Source organism: Cupriavidus necator A5-1, from assembly GCF_000744095.1.
GTDB classification, from domain to species: Bacteria; Pseudomonadota; Gammaproteobacteria; order Burkholderiales; family Burkholderiaceae; genus Cupriavidus; species Cupriavidus necator_A.
Map to the genome: position 1 here is coordinate 2,122,841 of NZ_JQLI01000008.1, position 18,208 is coordinate 2,141,048.

Genomic DNA, 18,208 nt, shown 5'->3' on the forward strand with positions numbered 1-18,208 from the left:
TTGAGGGTGGCTCAACGGACAGTGGCGCGTTGTTGTCATGAAGAGTTAAGTTCGAGACATCCAATGTAAAGCGGGAACTGGTGCGAGGCCAGATGATTCACTCCTAGTTCGACATTCTCAATATTCACATTACAACTTGGAGATCCATCCTCATGAACTTCCTTGACGGCCACCTGTATCCCGAGAACCAGCAGCCTCTGATCATCACGGCCGCTCCCTATGCGCCGGGCTGGATTCCCTCAGACTTCCCGGAAGATATCCCTATCACCATGGAGGACCAGATCCAGAAGGCGGTGGATTGCTACGAAGCCGGTGCCACCGTTCTGCATCTGCATGTGCGCGAACCCGATGGCAAGGGCAGCAAGCGCCTGTCCATGTTCAATGAGCTGATCGCCGGGGTGCGCGCCCGCGTGCCGGAAATGATCATCCAGGTGGGTGGCTCTATCAGCTTCGCGCCGGAAGAGGGCCAAGCCGCCAAATGGCTTAGCGACGACACGCGGCATATGCTGGCCGAACTCGATCCGAAGCCGGACCAGGTGACGGTGACCGTCAACACTACGCAGATGAATGTCACAGAGCATGCTGGTATTGATGACTTCAAGGGCGTTTCGCGGGGATTCCCGCACCTCTATTCGACCTACAAGGACATGATCGTCCCCTCGAATCCCAGCTGGGCCGAGGAGCACATTCGACGCCTGACGGCCGCCGGAATCCAAAGTGAGTTTCAGTGCTACAACATCAACAGCTTTGAAACGATCGAGCGGATGATTCGCCGCGGCGTCTACAAGGGGCCACTGGTGATGAACTGGGTGGCTATCAGCGGCGGCATGGATCAAGCGAACATCTACAACCTGGCCAACTTCCTGCGTGCTGCGCCAGACGGAGCGGTGGTTACGGTGGAGAGTTCGGTGCTAAATGTGCTGCCCGTGAATATGATCGGCATCGCTTTGGGCCTGCATGTGCGGTGCGGTATCGAGGATGTACTCTGGAACCAGACCCGCACGGGAAAGATGTCCTCCGTCGAGCAGATCAAGCAATTGGTTCGTATCTCAGGCGAATTTGGTCGCCCCATCGCGACAGCGAAACAGGCGCGAGAGATCATGCAGATTGGGGTCTTCTACGACACCGTGGAAGAGACGCTTCAGCGCAATGGCTTCGCGCCCAATCGTAACGGTGGCAACCAGGGATTCCTGCGCAAGCCGACCTAAAGCCTTTGGGGGGAATTGACATCATATGCATTATGAGTGCTGAAGTTGAAGTTCCCCCCGCCCCGGCCAAGCTGCAGCCTACGCTTTCATTAGGACCGACGTCGACGGAATATTGGTCGCCCAGTTTTCCGGAAGCGGAGCGATGAACACGTTCTCCGTCCGGTAACGTGAAATCTTCCACGTGCCATCCACGCAACGAAACGCATTGTTGAGCCGGCTGGATCGCAGCACCGAAGTGCCGTCGTCGATCCATGGCTGGAAGTGAAGCCATTGTCCTTCGGCGGTATTCACCGGTTACGTGGATCTGCTCGCAGGTCAGGTAATGGCAAATCAGGATCAGCTGCGGCGTACTCGGCTGGAAGATTCGCTGGAAATGCCGATAGATCTGACCGTGGCCAATCCTCGCGCCAAACTGGTTGTCGTAGTATTCGCCAACGCCTTCCCAGCGCGCATCCTCCGCGAACAGACTGACGATCTCGCGCAAGCGCCCCTCGCCATTCAGTCCGTGCTCCGGCAACGGCACATCGCAAAGCAGCATGTAACGCGCCATGATGCGCCGGATGTCCGCTTCGGCTCGCAAGACGCGCACGCTTTCCTTCATGTCCTGCAGTTCCTGCAGCAACGATTCGTAGCTCATCTCTTTGGTTTCCTGGTGGGATCAGACAAATTCGGCGGCAAGGTCATGGACCAGGCTACGCATCGGGTAGTGTGGCGTCACGCCTTCAAAGCGCGGCAGCGATTCGAAGTCCCGTCTCAGCGCATGCCGTACCGGCGAAGCGAGGGATTGCCCCAGCGCGCTCGCCGAGTCGAAGACAACCTTGTTCCGCTGGATGCCGTTGCGAGCGGGATGTCCAGTGAACTGCAGTAATCGACGCGACTGCAGACCTCCACCTCGCGCACCGCGGGCAGCTGCGTCATGATGGGCGGATGCTGGCGGATGTACTGCGACAGTGCGGTTTCACCGCTCCGTTGACAACCAGACCTCGGGCGACGTCGGATTGTCCCTGACCGAAGGCAAAGCACTGATCAATTGCATCCGGCAAGAATTTGTCGCCATTCCGTTCACCGCTGCCTGCCAGGTCGACGACATCCGAATCGACCTTGGCCCGCGGCGCGTGCACGGACAGGTGCATGCGGAAGCCGACGAATTCCATGTCTTCCATGCCGGCCGCCATGTCGACTTGGCTCGACCCGCTGGCACACGCCGGCGAGGCCGAAGGCAAGGGTGGCAAGCTCACCGCGCCGATGCCTGGGACGGTCATCGCCGTGAGGGTCGAGGCAGGCAGCACCGTGACGCGCGGGGCACCGTTGCTGGTGATGGAGGCGATGAAGATGGAGCACACCATCTGCGCGCCGGCCGAGGGCGTCGTCAGTGAAGTGCTGTATGGCATCGGCGAGCAGGTGACAGAGGTTGCCCAACTCCTGGCGTTCAGTGCCTGACAGGCCGGCAAGGAGGCGCAACCTGCATGGGATGACTTGAGGACGCGTCAGGCGTCAGCCGTGATATCGACGTCGCGGGTCTCGCGGAAAAACCAGAGCGCGACCAGCGACACGATAGTCCAGCCCAGCGGATACCGACAAGCCCGGTCAACGCAGGAACAGATGCTGTCCCGTACTTTGAAAGCGCGAGACGACCCGAGGCTGCGTGAGCAGCGCCCAGGGAGGTGTATCGGTGATGGATGCGGGCGGGGCAGCGGCTGTCGATGTACGGAACGGCGCGCATCAATAAGCGCCACAAGTCGGCTGCGAGGGGGGGCGCATCCGATGCTGGGACTTCTCGCAGCGGCATTGCACGATTGCACCAGTTTTGTGCCTGGCTTGCCGTCACGATGGCGGCAAACAACGAGATCCATTCGTTCCCGACATGCCGGGCGAGTCGGCTGCGGTCCAACAGTCCGCGGGAACTGCCGGGCCGGTACCAACACCGCACCAATCCCGCCGCACCGACGTTAGCAAACTGGCTTGGCTTGGCGGGGCCGGCCAGCGTCAATCTCCGCACCCCTTTGCCGCGTCCGCATGCCAACGCCGGGTCGGAATGTCATAAGGGGGCTGTAAGCTGCACATTTGGCAAGGCCTGGCCGCAAACTTGCTAGCTCAATGCATAAGGTTGTAAGGCGACAGGCATCCGTTGGGAGGATCTATGCAGCATGCACGCATCACCGCGCACAGGGGGATTCTGGTCGTCGAGCTGTTACCTGACCAGGCGACCGGGGAAGCCACCTCGACCAACAAGCTCCGCAATCTGGCCACGGTTATTCATGACACAAGACGGCACCTAGGTGTTTCAGAGGAAGCGCTGGCGCTGCTGAAGATGGTGAAGCGCGGCCTTGACTGCATCGGCGACTTTGCCTGGTTCAGTAGTGAAGACGGGAGAGATCATTTTGCGTGGTTGGGAGGCCCAAAACGGCTGGTGAATCCCACGGCAGTGGCGGCTGCTCGGGGCTACGCGATTCTTGCGCACCGGGTCATTCCGAACGAAGTGCCAGAGGGCGCCAGGATGGCCATCGAGGCGAACTTCTGAGTGCCAAGCAGCTTGGTCGCCGCCTCGTCGCTGGGTAAGTAATCTAGTAATCTCGCATTCGCTGCCCAGGGAAGAGTGTCTGGTTGGATTGATGAGCGAACAGGGCGCCCCGAATCTCCCTGCAGGGGCTTTCCTTGTTGGAGGTGCCCCAGCCGATTCGATGTCGCTCCTGCGTGGCCTCGTGTCGCGCAAACTCTTCGCTGTGCAGGTAAGCGCTGGTGGTGACGCTCGAGGCATGGCCAAGGTTGTCGCGCACAAAACGCAGCCGACCTGCTGGTCGGCCATGTGCGAGCCGGCGGTGTGGCGCAGCCAGTTGGCCGAGGCCGGGTTCTCGTGGCCGGGGCCGTCGCGAGGTCCGTCTCTAGTCACTTCGAGAGCGCGAGCACTTTCTCTGGCAAGAATGGGACGGATCGCATGCGTATGCCTGTTGCGTTGAACACGGCATTGGAGATGGCGCCCGGGATCGTGGCGGGCGCCATTTCGCCCACCCCCCAAGGCACCGTTTCCGGTCTGTCGATCAGGCTGATGGAGATGTTCGGCACCTCGGGGAATCGCAGGATGGGATAGGTGGCCCAATCGGTGGTCGTGATTTGATCGCGATCGAATCGGACCTCCTCAAGAAGAACCCGGCTGATGGTCTGAACAATCCCTCCCTCAATCTGATTGCGGGCGCCGTCAGGGTTGATCACCTGGCCGCAGTCGTGACTACACCATACGTCGGTCACCCGGACGTTTCCGCTCTTCAGGTCAACCTCGACATTCAGAACCGTAGCGACGTACGTTCGATCATTATCGTAGCGAACAAAGGCAAGGCCGCGGCCCCGTGCAGTGCCGCCGCTTAACTGCGCCGGAGAGGGGGCCGGGCGGTACTGCCATGCCGACAGACGAGCCACGTCCTCCAGTACAGCGCGGGCGCGAGGATCCGAAAGATACTCGAGACGCCAAGCTAGCGGATCGGCGCCAGCCGCAGCCGCCATTTCATCAAAAAACGCCTCATTGGCGAACACATTTTGCAGCCGACCAGGAGATCGCAAGTGCGATGTACGAAACGCCCGGTCCTGCAGCCGATAGACGTTTGTGGCGATATTTGGAAAGGCATAGAGGACCTCGGCGTTCTTTTGGATCTGCCCGCTGATATACCCTGTACGCTTTTGACCAGAGAGGGTTGCCGCCAGCAGCGGAAATTCGCTGAGCGTGCCCTGTGCCGCTGCAAGGTAGAAATCGGACTTCCATGCGGTAGGTCGCCCGTTTTCATCGATGCCGCCTTCGAGATCCACTACCGTCGGCGGACTCTTCGGATCCCAACCGTGCTCGTCGGCACGCATCCACTGAACGCGCACTGGTTGCGCGATGGCCTGGGAGATGAATGCTGCATCGGCTGCACAGTCTTCGTGGCCATTTCGGCCGTAGCAGCCAGCACCGTCCAGATAGATCAAGCGAATTTGAGCTTTGTCGACGCCGAGCACGCTCGCGATTTCTCCCTGCAATGAGTGGGTAGCCTGAGACGCTGACCAGATCGTGCAATGCCCCTCTTTGAAATCCGCAACGGCACATGCTGGGCCAATCGACCCGTGCGTGTGCGGCGCAAACGTGTAGGTGGCCTTCAATCTCTGCCTGGCACGATCGAGTGCGGGCGAGATTAGTCCCTTCGCAGCGGGCCGTTCCACACTCCGAATCGGCAGGGAGCGCCAGTATTCGGTCAGGGCAGATTGATCAGGAAAATTCTCGGCGCTTTGCCACTTGACCTTCAGCATCCGTGCTGCCTTCACAGCGCCCCACTCGGACCTGCAGACAACCGCAAGATAGTTTTCTTTGTGGACGATGCGCACGAGGTCCCTGACGCCATGGATGGAAGCGGCATCAAAGCCAACTAGGCGCGCGGCCGGGCCGGAGGGGCGGATCACTCGGGCATGCAGCATTCCAGGCAGCTTGAAGTCCTGCATGTAAGTGAAACGCCCACTCACCTTGTCGGGAATGTCGACACGACTGACGGATTGCCCCACGAGACGGCGGCTGCCGGGGGGCTTCAGTGGGACGTTGCTGTCCAGTTGTACATCGAAGCTTTGCGCCGCAACGACTTCGGTGTATGTAATTTTCCGTTCCGGACCTGCCGAGATAATCCCGTTGCTCACGGTCAACGTCTCTGGAGGCAGGCCCCACCGCACTGCGGCGTATTGAGTCATCGCCCGCCGGGCGCATGCGGCAGCTCGCCGGAGTGTACTCCCCCCGTCCTGGATGGTCAGGCTTCCCGCGGTCTGTCCCTGGTCGACGGTCAGCAGCGTGTCACCCATGACGAGCTCGACCCGGTCGAAGGCAACGTCCAGCTCATCTGCAACCATCTGCGCAAGCGCCGTGCGGGTCCCTGTTCCAAGATCGACCTTGCCGCTGTACACCATGACCCGACCGTCCTTGCCGATGCTGAGCCACGCATCAAGCTGGTTCTTGCCCATGGGCTTGGGCGAAGTAAAGGGACGGGCGGAGTCGGCGTTCTGCGCCAAGGCACGGGTACTGAAGGAGAACGAGACCACCAGCCCGCCCATCTCCTTGAGGAAGTCGCGACGGTCCATCTCAGATCTCCTCCTTGGGAAACGCTGCGGCGCGCCGCACGGCCTTGATGATGCGGGTATGGGTGCCACAGCGGCACAGATTGCCAGCCAGCGCTTCGCGAATCTCGCTTTCGCTTGGAGCGGCGTTGGATTTGAGCAGGCCTGCAGCGCTCATTACCATGCCGCTGATGCAGTAGCCGCACTGGACGGCTTGTTCCTTGATGAAGGCACTTTGCAATGGGTGAGGGCGTTCGGGGGTGCCCAAGCCCTCAAGCGTCACAATGTTTGCGCCTCGAAGAGTGGACACAGGAAGCAGGCAGGACCTCGTAGCTGTCCCATCCAGCAGCACCGTGCACGCGCCGCACTGGCCAAGTCCGCATCCAAACTTTGGGCCATGAAGGCCTAGCTCGTTGCGAAGGACATAGAGCAGCGGTGTATCGCCGTCCGCACTGACGGTGTGGGGCTTGCCATTGACGTTGAGTTTGAAGATTGTCATCAGCGCTCCATATGCAATAAGAAAGGACAACCTCGCTCGGTCGTCCCCACCAAAGAGCTATTCGCACAACGCCCGGCCGCGCTCACCGAGGCGTGGCGTCCCGCAGCAGATCCAGCGCCACATCGACGATCATGTCCTCCTGGCCGCCTACCATCTTGCGGAGACCCAGTTCGACCAGGATGTCTACGGTCTTGAGGCCGTACTTGTCGGCCGCGATTTCCGCATGGCGCAGGAAGCTGGAATAAACGCCGGCATAGCCCAACGCAAGCGTTTCGCGGTCAACGCGAACCGGGCGATCCTGAAGAGGACGGACCAAATCGTCCGCTGCGTCCATGAGGCCGTACAGGTCGCAGCCGTGATTCCATCCCTGGCGTTCCGCCGCGGCGATAAATACCTCCAGCGGGGCGTTGCCCGCACCGGCGCCCATCCCGGCAAGGCTCGCGTCAACGCGTGTGCAACCCTCCTCGAGCGCAATCAGGGAGTTCGCAACCCCCAGGCTCAGATTGTGGTGCGCATGGATGCCCGTTTCAGTCTCCGGATTCAGCACGTCCTTGAACGCCCGGAAGCGGTCGCGGACGGCGCTCATTCCCAGTGCACCGCCCGAATCAACGACATACACGCAAGTCGCGCCGTAGCTTTCCATCAGCTTCGCTTGCGTTGCGAGATTCTGCGGAGTTGTCATGTGGCTCATCATCAGGAAGCCGACGGCATCCATACCGAGCTCACGTGCGTATTCCAGGTGCTGGCGTGAGACGTCCGCCTCGGTGCAATGTGTCGCCACGCGTACCACTCGAGCGCCGGCATCAAACGCATTGCGCAGATCATGAGTGGTCCCGATGCCCGGTAGCAATAGCGTCGCAATTGCCGCATTCCGGACTGACTCCGCTGCAGCCGCAATCCAGGCGACGTCCGTGTGCGCGCCAAAGCCGTAGTTGAAACTGGAGCCTTCCAGGCCGTCGCCATGAGCGACCTCGATGCTGTCGACGCCGGCCCGATCCAGCGCTGCCGAGATCGCCTTCACGTTGTCGATACTGTACTGATGGCGTACGGCATGGCTGCCGTCGCGCAGCGTGACATCCGAGACGTAGATTCGCTTGCTGTCGTTCATTGCGTTCACTCCTTTGCGCCACGCGCGATGCCGGCGGCTACCCGGCGACGCGCCATGAGGTCTCCACACGCCAACGCCGCGGAGGTCATAATGTCCAGATTTCCCGCATAAGCGGGAAGATAGTGGGCTGCGCCCTCCACCTCGAGGAATACCGATGTTTTTAGCCCATGGCGCAGGCCGAGCCCTGGCACATTGATCGGCTTGTCTGCAGGAATGTCGTCAAACTGGACGGCCTGCTTCAGGCGGTAGCCGGGTACGTAAGACTGAACGGCCTTCACCATGTTGGCGATGCTTTGTTCCACGGCTTCGCGGTCGGCCGGTTCCGAAAGCACGAAGACCGTATCGCGCATGATCAAAGGCGGCTCCGCCGGATTCAGCACGATGATGGCCTTGCCGCGTTCGGCTCCACCAATCTGCTCGATCGCCTTACGAGTGGTCTCGGTGAACTCGTCGATGTTTGCGCGTGTGCCGGGTCCTGCGGACTTGCTCGCGATCGATGCAACGATCTCGGCATAGTGGACCTTGGCGACGCGCGACACGGCCGCCACCATCGGAATCGTCGCCTGCCCGCCGCACGTGACCATGTTCATGTTCGGCGAATCTTCCTCCTCGAGATTGATTGCCGGAATGACATACGGACCGATCGCCGCGGGCGTGAGGTCGATCACCTGCACGCCTTCACGTTGCAGGACCTCGTTGTGGCGCCCGTGCGCGCTTGCGGATGTAGCATCGAAGACGATATCGATATCACGGAATACATCGAGTCGAAGTAGTCCTTCGATGCCGTCGGAAGTCGTGGCAACGCCGAGTCGGGATGCTCTTGCCAGGCCGTCCGACTCCGGATCGACGCCGACCATGGCGCCCATCTCAAGATACTTAGAGTTGCGCATGACCTTGATCATGAGATCGGTGCCAATATTGCCCGGACCAATGATCGCAACCTTTACCTTATGTGGCATGTCTGTCTCCTGAAACTCAGTGATGTCGTACGTGCGGTGGAGAATCTGTCTCAGTTGCCGACGTGAAAGCCCGTCCGTCCAAACCGCTCCATTTCGACGCAGACATACTGCCCCGGCCTGATCCACTCAGCGGGCGTCGCGCCACCGGCCATCACGATCCATCCAGCTTGCAGGGGCTCATCGGCGAGCTCGGCAAGACGCGCAGCAGCGACCAGCGAACGCAACGGGTGTCCGAGCAAGGCAGCCGTGGATCCGACCTGCACCGTGCGCCCATCGATCGACAGCGTGAGACCAAGGTTCGAGAAGTCCTGGTGCGGGTCCTGCCATGGTCCGATGACAAAGCCGCTTGAGGAGGCGTTGTCTGCAATGACCTCGGGAAGCGAGAATTTAAAGTCCTGATAGCGCGAATCAATGATTTCGAGCGCCGGCGCGATGGCTTCCACGGCAGCGAGCGCCTGGGCTGGAGTGACCTGCCCGCAAAGCGGCTCGCGGAGGACGAAGGCCAGCTCAGGCTCGACGCGTGGATGGACGAAGCGGGAGAAGTCGACTGTCGAACCTTCTTCAACGAGCATGCCGGAGGTGAGCCGCCCCCAGATCACGTCGGACAGGCCCATCTGCAGCATCTTGGCTCTGCTGGTAAAGCCCATCTTTATACCAACGCGCTTTTCGCCGCGATCCAGTCGGCATCGGATGGATGCACGCTGCACTTCGTAAGCTTCAGCGAGGGGCATGGCTCCCTCAGGATCGAACTGGGCGACGGCCTGCGCGCGCTGTGCGGCTTCGTCGAGAATGCGTGCGAAGTCGGAATATTGGCTCATGCTGCCTCCCCGGCCGTTTGCCCGAATACGGCCCTGGCGGAGCCCAGCCCGCTGATGCGGGCTTCGAAAATGTCGCCTGCACGGACCGCGGCCATGGGGCCTAATGCGCCGGAAAGGACCACCGAACCTGCCTTCAGCGGGGTGCCGAACGCGGCCATCGTACGGGCAAGCCATACGACGGCATTCAGAGGGTTGCCCAGGCATGCGGCGCCGGCGCCCGTCGACACGGGGTCACCGCCCCGCTCGAGCACCATTCCGCACAGACGCAGGTCGATCTCGCCGAGTTTATTCGGCGTGCTGCCGAGCACGAAAGCCGAGGAAGAGGCGTTGTCAGCGATGGTATCGGCGATGCCGATGTTCCAGTCTGCAATCCGGCTTCCCACGATTTCGAGCGCCGGCAGCACGTATTCCACGGCGTTGAGGACGTCGAGCTGTCCCGGATTGTTCATCGTCAGATCCCGTCCCAGCACGAACGCGATCTCGGCCTCGATCTTGGGCTGCGTGAGCGTCTCGAAAGGAATGGGCTCGCTATCGCCATAGCTCATGTCGTCGAACAGCATGCCGAAGTCCGGCTGATCAACGCCGAGCTGCTTCTGCACCGCGACGGAGGTGAGGCCGATCTTGCAACCCACCATGCGATGACCCTCGCCACATTTCTGCACCGTGTTGAGACGCTGGATCGCGTAGGCAGATTCGATGGTGAGGTCCGGATAGGTCTCGCGTAACGGGGCGATGTATTCGCGCGTTTGCGCCGCTTGCCGCAACGCAAGGGCGGCCGTTGCGATTTCGGTTGGCTTCACCGGGATAGCTCCCTGGTGTCGGCGGGCTCATCCTTGGCGCGATCGCCAACGACCCAGTGCGCCGGTTCTACGGGCGTGGCGAAAACGCGGATCGACTCGAGCGGGGCCCCTAACGTTTCATGAACGGTCTGTGCAACGGCCTTAAGGCAGCGCTTCACGACGGCCTCATCGCGACCGCTGACGAGGGAGATGTGTACGATTGGCATGGCGAACCTCCTGAGAGTGGAGGAAGTATTGCGGCGTGCTGCCATGCCGGTCCAATACTGTTTTCATGCCAGGTGATACCATTCCGGTATCGCGAATTCCGCTGCGCTGAATAAGGACGACGATGGACGTGCGGCAGATGCGTTACTTCCTGGCAGTCGCCGAGGAGCTCAACTTTGGTCGGGCCGCCGAGCGCTTGCACATGGCCCAGCCCCCGTTGACGAGACAGATCCGGGCGCTGGAGGAGCAGATCGGGGTGCGACTATTTGAGCGCGGCAATCGCGGCACAGAGCTCACTGAGGCGGGCAAGCGACTGCTGCAGGACGTCCCCAACATCCTGGCGCTGACCCAGTTGGCGGAAGAGCAGGCCAGGCTCGCAGGCGCGGGCCTGCTGGGGCGGCTTGACGTGGGAATCTTCAGCGCGGGCATCCTGAATGTAGTCCCTCGCCTGCTGGCCAGGTTTCATACCGCCCGGCCTGAAGTCCAGATCAGCCTTCACAACATGACGAAGAGTGAGCAAATCACTGCGCTGCGCGAGCGCCGTATCACTGTTGCGTTTAACCGCCTGGTTCCGGAAGAAGAGGACCTTGTTGTGGAATCGGTCCTGCGTGAGCCCTACCTGGTCGCGCTTTTCGAGGGGCATGCACTGTGTAGCCGGGCTGCCATTTCAATTGCCGATCTCGACAACGAGCCGATGATTCTTTACCCCAATATTCCGTTGCATGGTCTTGCGCAGGAGGTGGCGGAAGCGTTTCGACTGGCAGGGGCCAGGCTGCGGGTCGAGCAGGAGGTCGAGGACGTGGTGACATGCATCGCTCTCGTCGCCAGCCGGTTTGGACTTGCCATTACGACGGAGTCTGCAGCAAATCTCCGTTTGCCCGGGGTCGTGTACAAGCCCTTGAGAGATCCCAGATTGCGCGACATCGAGCTGAGCTGTGTCTATCGCCGGGGGGACACGTCTGCCGTGCTTCAGGGATTTCTTGGCATCGTGCGCGACTACCGAAATGATCCTGGCGTGGTCGCGCCATAGTGCAGGCGTGCCCGCCCTATGCCGTCACGGCGGACGAGAACGTCAAGGCTTCCTGCTCGATCGTTTCGATCAAGGCTTCGGCCGCCGGAGAAAGTGAGCTTGCGCCGCGGTGGATGAGGAACACTTCGCGCTCGACGACGGGATTGTCCAGCCGTTTCCAGGTGATCTTGCTTTGATCAGCCAGCACGGTCGCAGAGCCTGGAACGATCGCCACGCCGAGGCCGGCCTTGACCAGGCCGATCAGCGTTCCGACGTAGGTCGCCTCGAAGACAGGTTCACCTTCCAGGCCGGCAGCGATGAGTCCACTGTCGGCGAGTTCTCTCAGCACGCTGCCACGGGGCAACGCCAGCAAGGGCATGTCCCGCAGATCGGACCAGTTCAGTTGTGGCTTTCCGGCCAGGGCATGGCCGATGGGAAAGACCGCGGCGAGGGGTTCACGGAACAATATGGTGGCGTGCACACCGTCGGGAGTCGCGCCGAATGTCCCGATGCCAACGTCCGCCGCCGAATTTGCCACCTGGGGCAGCACCTGATCGGGCAGCGAGTCCTTTAGCAGCAACTCGATGCCGGGGTAGCGCGATCGAAACGCGGCAATCACTCTCGGCACAAAAGTGCTGGACAGAACCAGGGGCGCGGTCAGGACCACGCGGCCACGCCGCCTCGCCACCAGTTCGCCCACATTCGTGACGACGTGGTTGAGGTCTCCGAGAATACGTTCCGCCCCCGCAAAGAGATCTTGCCCGACCTCCGTCAGTGCCACCGAGCGTGTGGAGCGGTCCAGCAATTTGGCATTCAGGGCTTCCTCGAGATCGCGGACCAGCAGGCTCACGCTTGACTGGGTGAGATGCATGGACTCTGCCGCCTTGGTGAAGCTGGCATAGCGCGCGACCAACACCAGCGCCTGCAGCTGCTTTAGAGTCACATTCATTGGAAATCTCAATGTATTGATAGGTATAAGTCGTTTGAATTATAGATGGCACGGGTATTAAATGCTGGCAACGGATGCCGTGACACACAAGGCAGCCCGCTCAGGAGACAGGAATGCTACGTCGTGCCTTTATTTGTGGTCTTTCCACGGCCATTGCACTGGGCTTTCCGCTCGGTGCATTGGCGCAACAAGCCTTCCCCGATCGACCCATCAAGCTCACCGTTGGCTTCGCCGCAGGCAGCTCAACGGATGTCGTGTCACGCATCGTGGCGAAACGCGCGGGCGAAATTCTCAAGCAGCCGGTGGTAGTCGACAACCGTCCCGGTGCGAGCAGTTCCGCGGCGGCCCGTGCCGTCGCGGCGTCGCCGCCGGACGGCTACACGCTCTTCGTCGTGACGGTGGCCAATGCGATCAATGCGAATTCGCACGGCACCGTGGGCGTGGACCTGCCCAAATCGTTTGTGCCCATCACGCTCCTTGGCCGCGTGCCGAACGTGCTGGTCGTCCATCCTTCCCTTAACGCCAAGTCTCTGCAGGACTTCATCTCGATGGCGAAATCGAAGCCCGGCCAGCTCAGCTACGCGTCGTCTGGCATTGGTACCTCGCCTCACCTGGCAGCGCTGCTGTTCGACAAGGTCGCCGGGGTGGAAATGCTCCACGTTCCTTACAAGGGAAGCTCCGAAGCCATGACGGATCTGCTTGCCGGACGGGTCAATGTCATGTTCGCACCGGCATCGACCGTGATGCGCTATGTCAGCGATGGCAAATTGACAGCATTGGCCACGGCCGGTGCGCATCGCTCGCCAGCAGCACCGAAGCTCGCAACGCTGGCTGAGCTTGGGCTTCGCAACTTTGAATCATCGGTATGGTTCGGCGTCGTCGCGCCCGCAGGCACACCGGCGGCCGTGCAAACGAAACTTGCGGCCGCATTCCACGAAGCGCTTAAGTCAGAGGACGTGAAGGCGCAGTTGGGGACGCAAGGGTTCGAGGTGGAGGGCATGGCGCCGCAAGCCTTTGCGAAATACATGCTGGAGGAGACGGACAAATGGGGACGTGTCATGAAGGACGCTGGCATCACGCTCAACTAAGCGCTCAACTAAGGAAGAGAGAGTAGCAATGGAAAAGCTCACAGCACTGGAGTGCCGGGAATTCATCAAGGTCGTGGTCGAAAAGGCCACCGAGATGCGGGTTCCCATCACCGTAGCGGTTGTTGGTCCGGAGGGCCACCTGATCGCGCTTGAACGAATGGACGACGCCGGCTTTATCACGCCGGACACCGCAAAGGCGAAGGCCTACACGGCTGCGGCTTTCCGCTCGATGAGCCCGCGCTTCCCGGATGGCCTGGTCATCCAGCAGTGGTTCAAGGAACGCAATCCCCAGATGCTGGCAAACGCATCAGTGTTCACCAACGGCCAGGTCGTGGCCTCCGGTGGCTGCGCTCCCGTCTTCAAGAACAACGTGATGGTTGGCGCCTACGGCATCAGCGGTGGCACCTCGGACCAGGACGAAGTCATCGCACGCTATGCCCGCGCCGAGGTGGGCTGGTCGCACCTGCCGGTTGACGATGACACGCCGGATGACGTCAAAGAGCACATCAACACCATCTATGCGAAGGTCGGGCTGGGGGAGCGTCATCTGTAACACGCCCCCAAGGGAGCATGACTGAGGCGGGCCCCACCAAGGCTTGCCCTCAATCGATCATTCAGTCTGCTTTTTGGCTTGGCGTAGCTTCATATCGGCCGGCCGGTACTTTTCGCGCAACGCGGAAAGAAGCTCGCCAGACAGCGAGTCCAGGGTAGGTCCAACCTTTGAGTACATCTCAGCGAGATAGACCTCGTGCGTGATCTTCGTTTTCACGCCTGCCAAGCCACCAGAGCCATCCTTACTAACTTGAAGCGAGACGTTATGGAAGAGAAAAAGCTGACCGGAAAAATCGCTCGCGAGCGCATCCGTTTAATGGAGGCGCCGCGTCCCGATCCAAATCTGATCGAGGGATTCAAGGAACTTGGGCACGCGAGCGGAATTTTGTCGGACATTATGGACGAGCTCGGTATCGCGGGGGTGCTGCCGGCCTCGCTTTACCGGCCGACCATTTCCGACGCCTGCATCGTCGGACCAGCGCTCACGGTACGGAACATCATGCAGCGAGAGCATGCCTACGAGACGGCCAGGGCTCACGTCAACAAGATGGCTGAGTTTGAAGCCCACAACCTGGCCCACCGCGGCGATGTGCTGGTGATTGCGGGCGTGTCCGGCGTATCCAACATTGGCGGTATTTCGGCTCAGACGGGCAAGCGTCAAGGCGAGGCTGGCGCAATTGTCAGCGGCGGTATTCGAGACGTCGACCATTCGCGCAGCGTGGGATATCCGGTGTGGTCCACCGAAATCACGCCGATTACCGGAAAGTGGCGAATTGAAACCGTCGAAATCAACAGCGACATCGAACTACACGGCGTGCGCGTGTCGCCGGGCGATATTGTCTTCGCCGACGAAACCGGTATCTGTTTCATTCCCCAGTCGCGCGCTGCCGAGGTTCTGGAGTTGGCCAGGAAAAAATTCGAGGCGGAACAGAGAAAATGCGCACTGATTGACCGCGGCACGCCGGTCTCCGATTTGCCGAGCAACGCGTGACCGGAGGCAAGGCATGAAAATCGCGATTCTGGATGATTACTCGAATATCGTGCAGCAGCTTGAATGTTTCAAGCTGCTGAAAGACCACGAGGTTACTGTCCATACCGACTACGTTAACGATCTTGACCAGCTCGCGCAGCGGTTGCGTGGCGCGGAAGCGCTGGTGTTGCTGCGCGAACGCACTCCCGTGGGCGAGGCGTTGCTGTCCAGACTGCCCGCCCTGAAGCTGATCAGCCAGAACGGGCACGTGCCGCACATTGATATCGAGGCTTGCACGCGACATGGCGTCGTGGTCAGCTCCACCTTGACTTCGCGACCGTCGTATGCGGCGGCCGAGCTGACCTGGGGCCTGATTCTCGCCGCAACCCGTCATATTCCATACGAAGTGCAGGCCCTGAAGCAGGGGCGATGGCAGAGCACGATCGGCCGCGGACTGCGGGGGCGGACGCTTGGCATTCTTGGTTATGGCCGCATCGGCAAGGTGATCGGCCAGTATGCGCGCGCCTTCGAAATGAACGTCCTGGTGTGGGGACGCGAGCGCAGCCAGGCCCAGGCCAGGGAGGACGGACACACGGTTGCGCAGAGCCGCGAACAGTTGTTCCGGGTGTCAGACGTCTTGTCGCTACACCTTCGTCTCACGCCTGAAACGCGGGGTAGCGTGACGGCGTCGGACCTCCAGTTAATGAAGCCGACGTCCTTGCTGGTGAACACCAGCCGAGCGGAGCTCATCGCCGCTGGGGTACTCGGCACAGCGCTGCGGGCAGGTCGGCCCGGCCTGGCCGCCGTCGACGTGTTCGAGCGAGAACCGGCCCTGGATGCTGACGATCCGCTGCTGCAATTGCCCAACGCGATCTGCACACCGCATCTCGGCTACGTCGAGATGGACAACCATGAGACGGCGTACGGTAACGCATTCAGGCAAATCCTTGCTTACGCCGATGGGGCGCCCATCGCCGTTCACAATCCCGACGCTGCCAAGGGCTTCGACTCGATTCAGTTGGCGCATTCGTCTCACTGAGGGGAAGGGGGAATCGTCATGATTCGTCGCAACTTACTGAAGCTATGTGCCATCGTGCCTTGTTGTCTCATTGCGGTGTCCGGGGCGCTGGCACAGGACCCGGTCTTTCCGTCAAAGCCCGTGCGCGTCATCGTCCCGTTCACCGCAGGGGGAAGCCCGGATCTTCTGGCGCGGACCGTTGGGCAAAAACTGACGGAAATGTGGGGGCAGCCGGTGGTGGTGGAAAACTATCCCGGTGCCGGGGGGGCGGTCGGCGCGAGGATGGTGGCTCGCGCACCGGCAGACGGTTATACCTGGCTTGTCGCTCCGAACAGCGTGCTCGTCTTTGCTCCGCTGATCGGGCCGGTACCGTATGACGCGCAGAAGGACTTTGCGCCGATTGGGATGGGGATTTCTGTCCAGAACCTTCTGGTCGTGAATCCATCCCTTCCGGTCCACAACGTGCCTGAGCTGCTGGCGTTGGCAAAGTCCAGGCCAAACGAGCTCACTTACGCATCGGGGGGCGCGGGATCGCCGCAGAACTTCTCGCTGGAGTTACTGAAAAGCATGACCGGCACGTCGATCTGGCACATTCCGTACAAAGGCTCCCAGGCTGCACTGACCGATTTGCTTGGTGGACGAGTCGACGTTTTCCTGAGCCAGGCCAACTCGCTGATTCCGATGATCAAGGCAGGAAAGCTGCGCTTGCTCGCGGGCACAGGTGCGAAGCGATACCAGTCCTTTCCCAATGTCCCCGCAGTAGCCGAGACCGTGCCAGGCTATTCCGTGGATATCTGGTCCGGCTTCGTCGCACCCAAGGGCACGCCAGCGACGGTGATCGAAAAGGCGAACGCAGATCTGCTGAAGGTACTTGCGATGAAGGACGTGCAGGCCGTCTTTGAGGCCCAGGGCCTCGAAGCACGCACCAGTTCTCCGCAGGAAATGGCAACGATCATCAAGAACGACACAGCCAGGTGGGCGAAGGTCGTCAAGGAAGCCAACATCAAGGCCGAGTGATTCTTTAACCAATACGGAGTAATGATATGGATCTCAATCTGAAAGAAAAAGTTGTCATCATCACAGGCGGAAGCCGGGGGATCGGCCTGGCATGCGCGCACGCGTTCGCGGCTGAGGGTGCCAAGGTTGGCATTATCTCGCGCAACCCGGCCGGGTTGGGCGCTGCAGTGGATGCCTTGAGCCAGGCGGGACACGCAGTGGTCGCAGAACCTACCGACCTGCAGGCCCCTGACAGCGCCGAAGCTGCGTTCCGAAAGATTGAGGGCCGGCTGGGTCCGGTCGATGTTCTGATAAACTCCGCTGGCGGCGCAAAGCGCGTTGTGCCTGCGGAACTGGACGCCAAGGCCTGGCGAGCTGCAATGGATGCGAAGTACTTCACGTACATGCACGCGATCGACGCAGCGCTGAAGACCATGGTGGCGCGCCGTCAGGGGGCCATTGTCAACATCATTGGTACGGGCGGGAAGATTGCCAGTCCGCTCCATCTGCCTGGAGGCGCGGCGAATGCCGCATTGATGCTGGTCTCGTCGGGACTCGCCAACGCATGGGGCAAACACAACATCCGCGTGAATGCCATTAATCCCGGTGCCACCTATACCGACCGGGTCAAGAATGCACTCGAGACGGAATCCAAGCTTACCGGAAAGTCCGAAGCCGAACTTCTGAAGGCGAACGAGGAGCGGATTCCGCTCGGCAGATATGCCCACCCGGAAGAAGTTGCGCGGACTGCGTTGTTCCTCGCGTCGGATTGCGCAAGCTACGTGACTGGCGCGCTGGTTACCATGGATGGTGCTCTCAATCCGATGGTGGTGTGAGCGCAAGCAATGTCGGCTAACGTTCCCCATTCCATTTCACCTGGAGAATCGTTATGCCGGTCATTCAAATTACGATGGTCAAAGGTCGTCCCGACGAGCTCGTCAAGCGTTGCGTCAAAGACATCGCGAA

20 protein-coding genes and 3 pseudogenes are annotated in these 18,208 nt (G+C 60.7%); 10 read left to right on the forward strand and 13 right to left on the reverse strand.

Annotation, left to right across the window (positions count from 1 at the left end; all coding sequences use genetic code 11):
- Window positions 1-152: 152 nt before the first annotated feature.
- Window positions 153-1,208, forward strand: a complete 1,056-nt coding sequence (locus K307_RS33940; RefSeq protein WP_042885398.1) for a 3-keto-5-aminohexanoate cleavage protein — start codon at window positions 153-155, stop codon at window positions 1,206-1,208.
- A 78-nt stretch (window positions 1,209-1,286) separates the two neighbouring features.
- Here K307_RS33940 and K307_RS50705 read toward each other — a convergent pair whose 3' ends face one another.
- The 3 genes and pseudogenes from K307_RS50705 to K307_RS48635 form a co-directional block, all read right to left on the reverse strand.
- Window positions 1,287-1,499, reverse strand: coding sequence for a hypothetical protein (locus tag K307_RS50705; protein ID WP_329955961.1), 213 nt, complete (start codon window positions 1,497-1,499; stop codon window positions 1,287-1,289).
- 4 nt (window positions 1,500-1,503) lie between these two features.
- Window positions 1,504-1,845, reverse strand: a pseudogene (locus tag K307_RS50710) (nuclear transport factor 2 family protein); the annotation flags it as partial.
- 277 nt (window positions 1,846-2,122) lie between these two features.
- Window positions 2,123-2,371 (reverse strand): hypothetical protein, encoded by a 249-nt coding sequence (locus K307_RS48635; RefSeq protein ID WP_196251687.1) that lies wholly within the window; start codon window positions 2,369-2,371, stop codon window positions 2,123-2,125.
- On the opposite strand from K307_RS48635, the pseudogene K307_RS33955 reads away from it, so the two are divergent.
- Window positions 2,288-2,648, forward strand: a pseudogene (locus tag K307_RS33955) (acetyl-CoA carboxylase biotin carboxyl carrier protein subunit); the annotation flags it as partial. The gene K307_RS48635 and the pseudogene K307_RS33955 overlap by 84 nt on opposite strands.
- 700 nt (window positions 2,649-3,348) lie before the next feature.
- Window positions 3,349-3,729 (forward strand): hypothetical protein, encoded by a 381-nt coding sequence (locus tag K307_RS33960; RefSeq protein WP_042885403.1) that lies wholly within the window; start codon window positions 3,349-3,351, stop codon window positions 3,727-3,729.
- A 43-nt stretch (window positions 3,730-3,772) separates the two neighbouring features.
- On the opposite strand, the pseudogene K307_RS49960 reads toward K307_RS33960, so the two are convergent.
- From K307_RS49960 to K307_RS33995, 8 genes and pseudogenes are all read right to left on the reverse strand, one after another.
- Window positions 3,773-4,053 (reverse strand): annotated as a pseudogene (locus K307_RS49960) (tyrosine-type recombinase/integrase); the annotation flags it as partial.
- 41 nt (window positions 4,054-4,094) lie between these two features.
- Window positions 4,095-6,296 (reverse strand): xanthine dehydrogenase family protein molybdopterin-binding subunit, encoded by a 2,202-nt coding sequence (locus K307_RS33965; RefSeq protein ID WP_042885404.1) that lies wholly within the window; start codon window positions 6,294-6,296, stop codon window positions 4,095-4,097.
- 1 nt (window position 6,297) lies between these two features.
- Window positions 6,298-6,771: a (2Fe-2S)-binding protein gene (locus tag K307_RS33970; RefSeq protein ID WP_042885405.1), complete on the reverse strand. Its 474-nt coding sequence runs from the start codon at window positions 6,769-6,771 to the stop codon at window positions 6,298-6,300.
- A gap of 82 nt (window positions 6,772-6,853) precedes the next feature.
- Complete coding sequence (dmpG, locus tag K307_RS33975; protein ID WP_042885408.1) at window positions 6,854-7,879, reverse strand: 4-hydroxy-2-oxovalerate aldolase; 1,026 nt, start codon at window positions 7,877-7,879, stop codon at window positions 6,854-6,856.
- 5 nt (window positions 7,880-7,884) lie between these two features.
- On the reverse strand, window positions 7,885-8,838 hold the full coding sequence (locus K307_RS33980; protein WP_042885410.1) for an acetaldehyde dehydrogenase (acetylating): 954 nt from the start codon (window positions 8,836-8,838) through the stop codon (window positions 7,885-7,887).
- Window positions 8,839-8,888: 50 nt separating this feature from the next.
- Entirely contained in the window at window positions 8,889-9,656 is a 768-nt protein-coding gene (locus tag K307_RS33985; protein WP_042885411.1) for a 2-keto-4-pentenoate hydratase, read from the reverse strand.
- A complete protein-coding gene (locus tag K307_RS33990; RefSeq protein ID WP_051975278.1) occupies window positions 9,653-10,456 on the reverse strand; it encodes a 2-keto-4-pentenoate hydratase in 804 nt (267 codons plus the stop codon). The genes K307_RS33985 and K307_RS33990 overlap by 4 nt, the downstream gene beginning before the upstream one ends.
- Entirely contained in the window at window positions 10,453-10,662 is a 210-nt protein-coding gene (locus K307_RS33995; protein ID WP_042885412.1) for a tautomerase family protein, read from the reverse strand. Before K307_RS33995 ends, K307_RS33990 begins: the two co-directional genes overlap by 4 nt.
- A 122-nt stretch (window positions 10,663-10,784) precedes the next feature.
- Between K307_RS33995 and K307_RS34000 the strand changes: the two genes are divergently transcribed.
- Window positions 10,785-11,690 carry a LysR family transcriptional regulator gene (locus K307_RS34000; protein WP_042885415.1) on the forward strand — a complete coding sequence of 302 codons (906 nt, stop codon included), beginning with the start codon at window positions 10,785-10,787 and terminating at the stop codon, window positions 11,688-11,690.
- A 16-nt stretch (window positions 11,691-11,706) separates the two neighbouring features.
- Here the strand turns inward: K307_RS34000 and K307_RS34005 are convergent, their stop codons facing one another.
- Window positions 11,707-12,618, reverse strand: a complete 912-nt coding sequence (locus K307_RS34005) for a LysR family transcriptional regulator (RefSeq protein WP_042885418.1) — start codon at window positions 12,616-12,618, stop codon at window positions 11,707-11,709.
- 113 nt (window positions 12,619-12,731) lie between these two features.
- Here K307_RS34005 and K307_RS34010 point away from each other — a divergent pair, with 113 nt between their 5' ends.
- Window positions 12,732-13,706 (forward strand): Bug family tripartite tricarboxylate transporter substrate binding protein, encoded by a 975-nt coding sequence (locus tag K307_RS34010; RefSeq protein WP_042885421.1) that lies wholly within the window; start codon window positions 12,732-12,734, stop codon window positions 13,704-13,706.
- A 28-nt stretch (window positions 13,707-13,734) separates the two neighbouring features.
- On the forward strand, window positions 13,735-14,259 hold the full coding sequence (locus tag K307_RS34015) for a GlcG/HbpS family heme-binding protein (protein WP_042885423.1): 525 nt from the start codon (window positions 13,735-13,737) through the stop codon (window positions 14,257-14,259).
- A 57-nt stretch (window positions 14,260-14,316) separates the two neighbouring features.
- Here the strand turns inward: K307_RS34015 and K307_RS48130 are convergent, their stop codons facing one another.
- Complete coding sequence (locus tag K307_RS48130) at window positions 14,317-14,475, reverse strand: hypothetical protein (protein WP_155301316.1); 159 nt, start codon at window positions 14,473-14,475, stop codon at window positions 14,317-14,319.
- A gap of 48 nt (window positions 14,476-14,523) precedes the next feature.
- On the opposite strand from K307_RS48130, the gene K307_RS34020 reads away from it, so the two are divergent.
- The 4 genes from K307_RS34020 to K307_RS34035 are packed head-to-tail and all read left to right on the forward strand — an operon-like array spanning window position 14,524 to window position 18,078.
- On the forward strand, window positions 14,524-15,249 hold the full coding sequence (locus tag K307_RS34020) for an RraA family protein (RefSeq protein WP_042885426.1): 726 nt from the start codon (window positions 14,524-14,526) through the stop codon (window positions 15,247-15,249).
- 13 nt (window positions 15,250-15,262) lie between these two features.
- Window positions 15,263-16,267 (forward strand): D-2-hydroxyacid dehydrogenase family protein, encoded by a 1,005-nt coding sequence (locus tag K307_RS34025; RefSeq protein ID WP_051975279.1) that lies wholly within the window; start codon window positions 15,263-15,265, stop codon window positions 16,265-16,267.
- Between the two features lie 18 nt (window positions 16,268-16,285).
- A complete protein-coding gene (locus K307_RS34030; protein ID WP_042885428.1) occupies window positions 16,286-17,263 on the forward strand; it encodes a Bug family tripartite tricarboxylate transporter substrate binding protein in 978 nt (325 codons plus the stop codon).
- A gap of 26 nt (window positions 17,264-17,289) precedes the next feature.
- Window positions 17,290-18,078: an SDR family NAD(P)-dependent oxidoreductase gene (locus tag K307_RS34035; RefSeq protein ID WP_042885431.1), complete on the forward strand. Its 789-nt coding sequence runs from the start codon at window positions 17,290-17,292 to the stop codon at window positions 18,076-18,078.
- Window positions 18,079-18,208 lie beyond the last annotated feature (130 nt).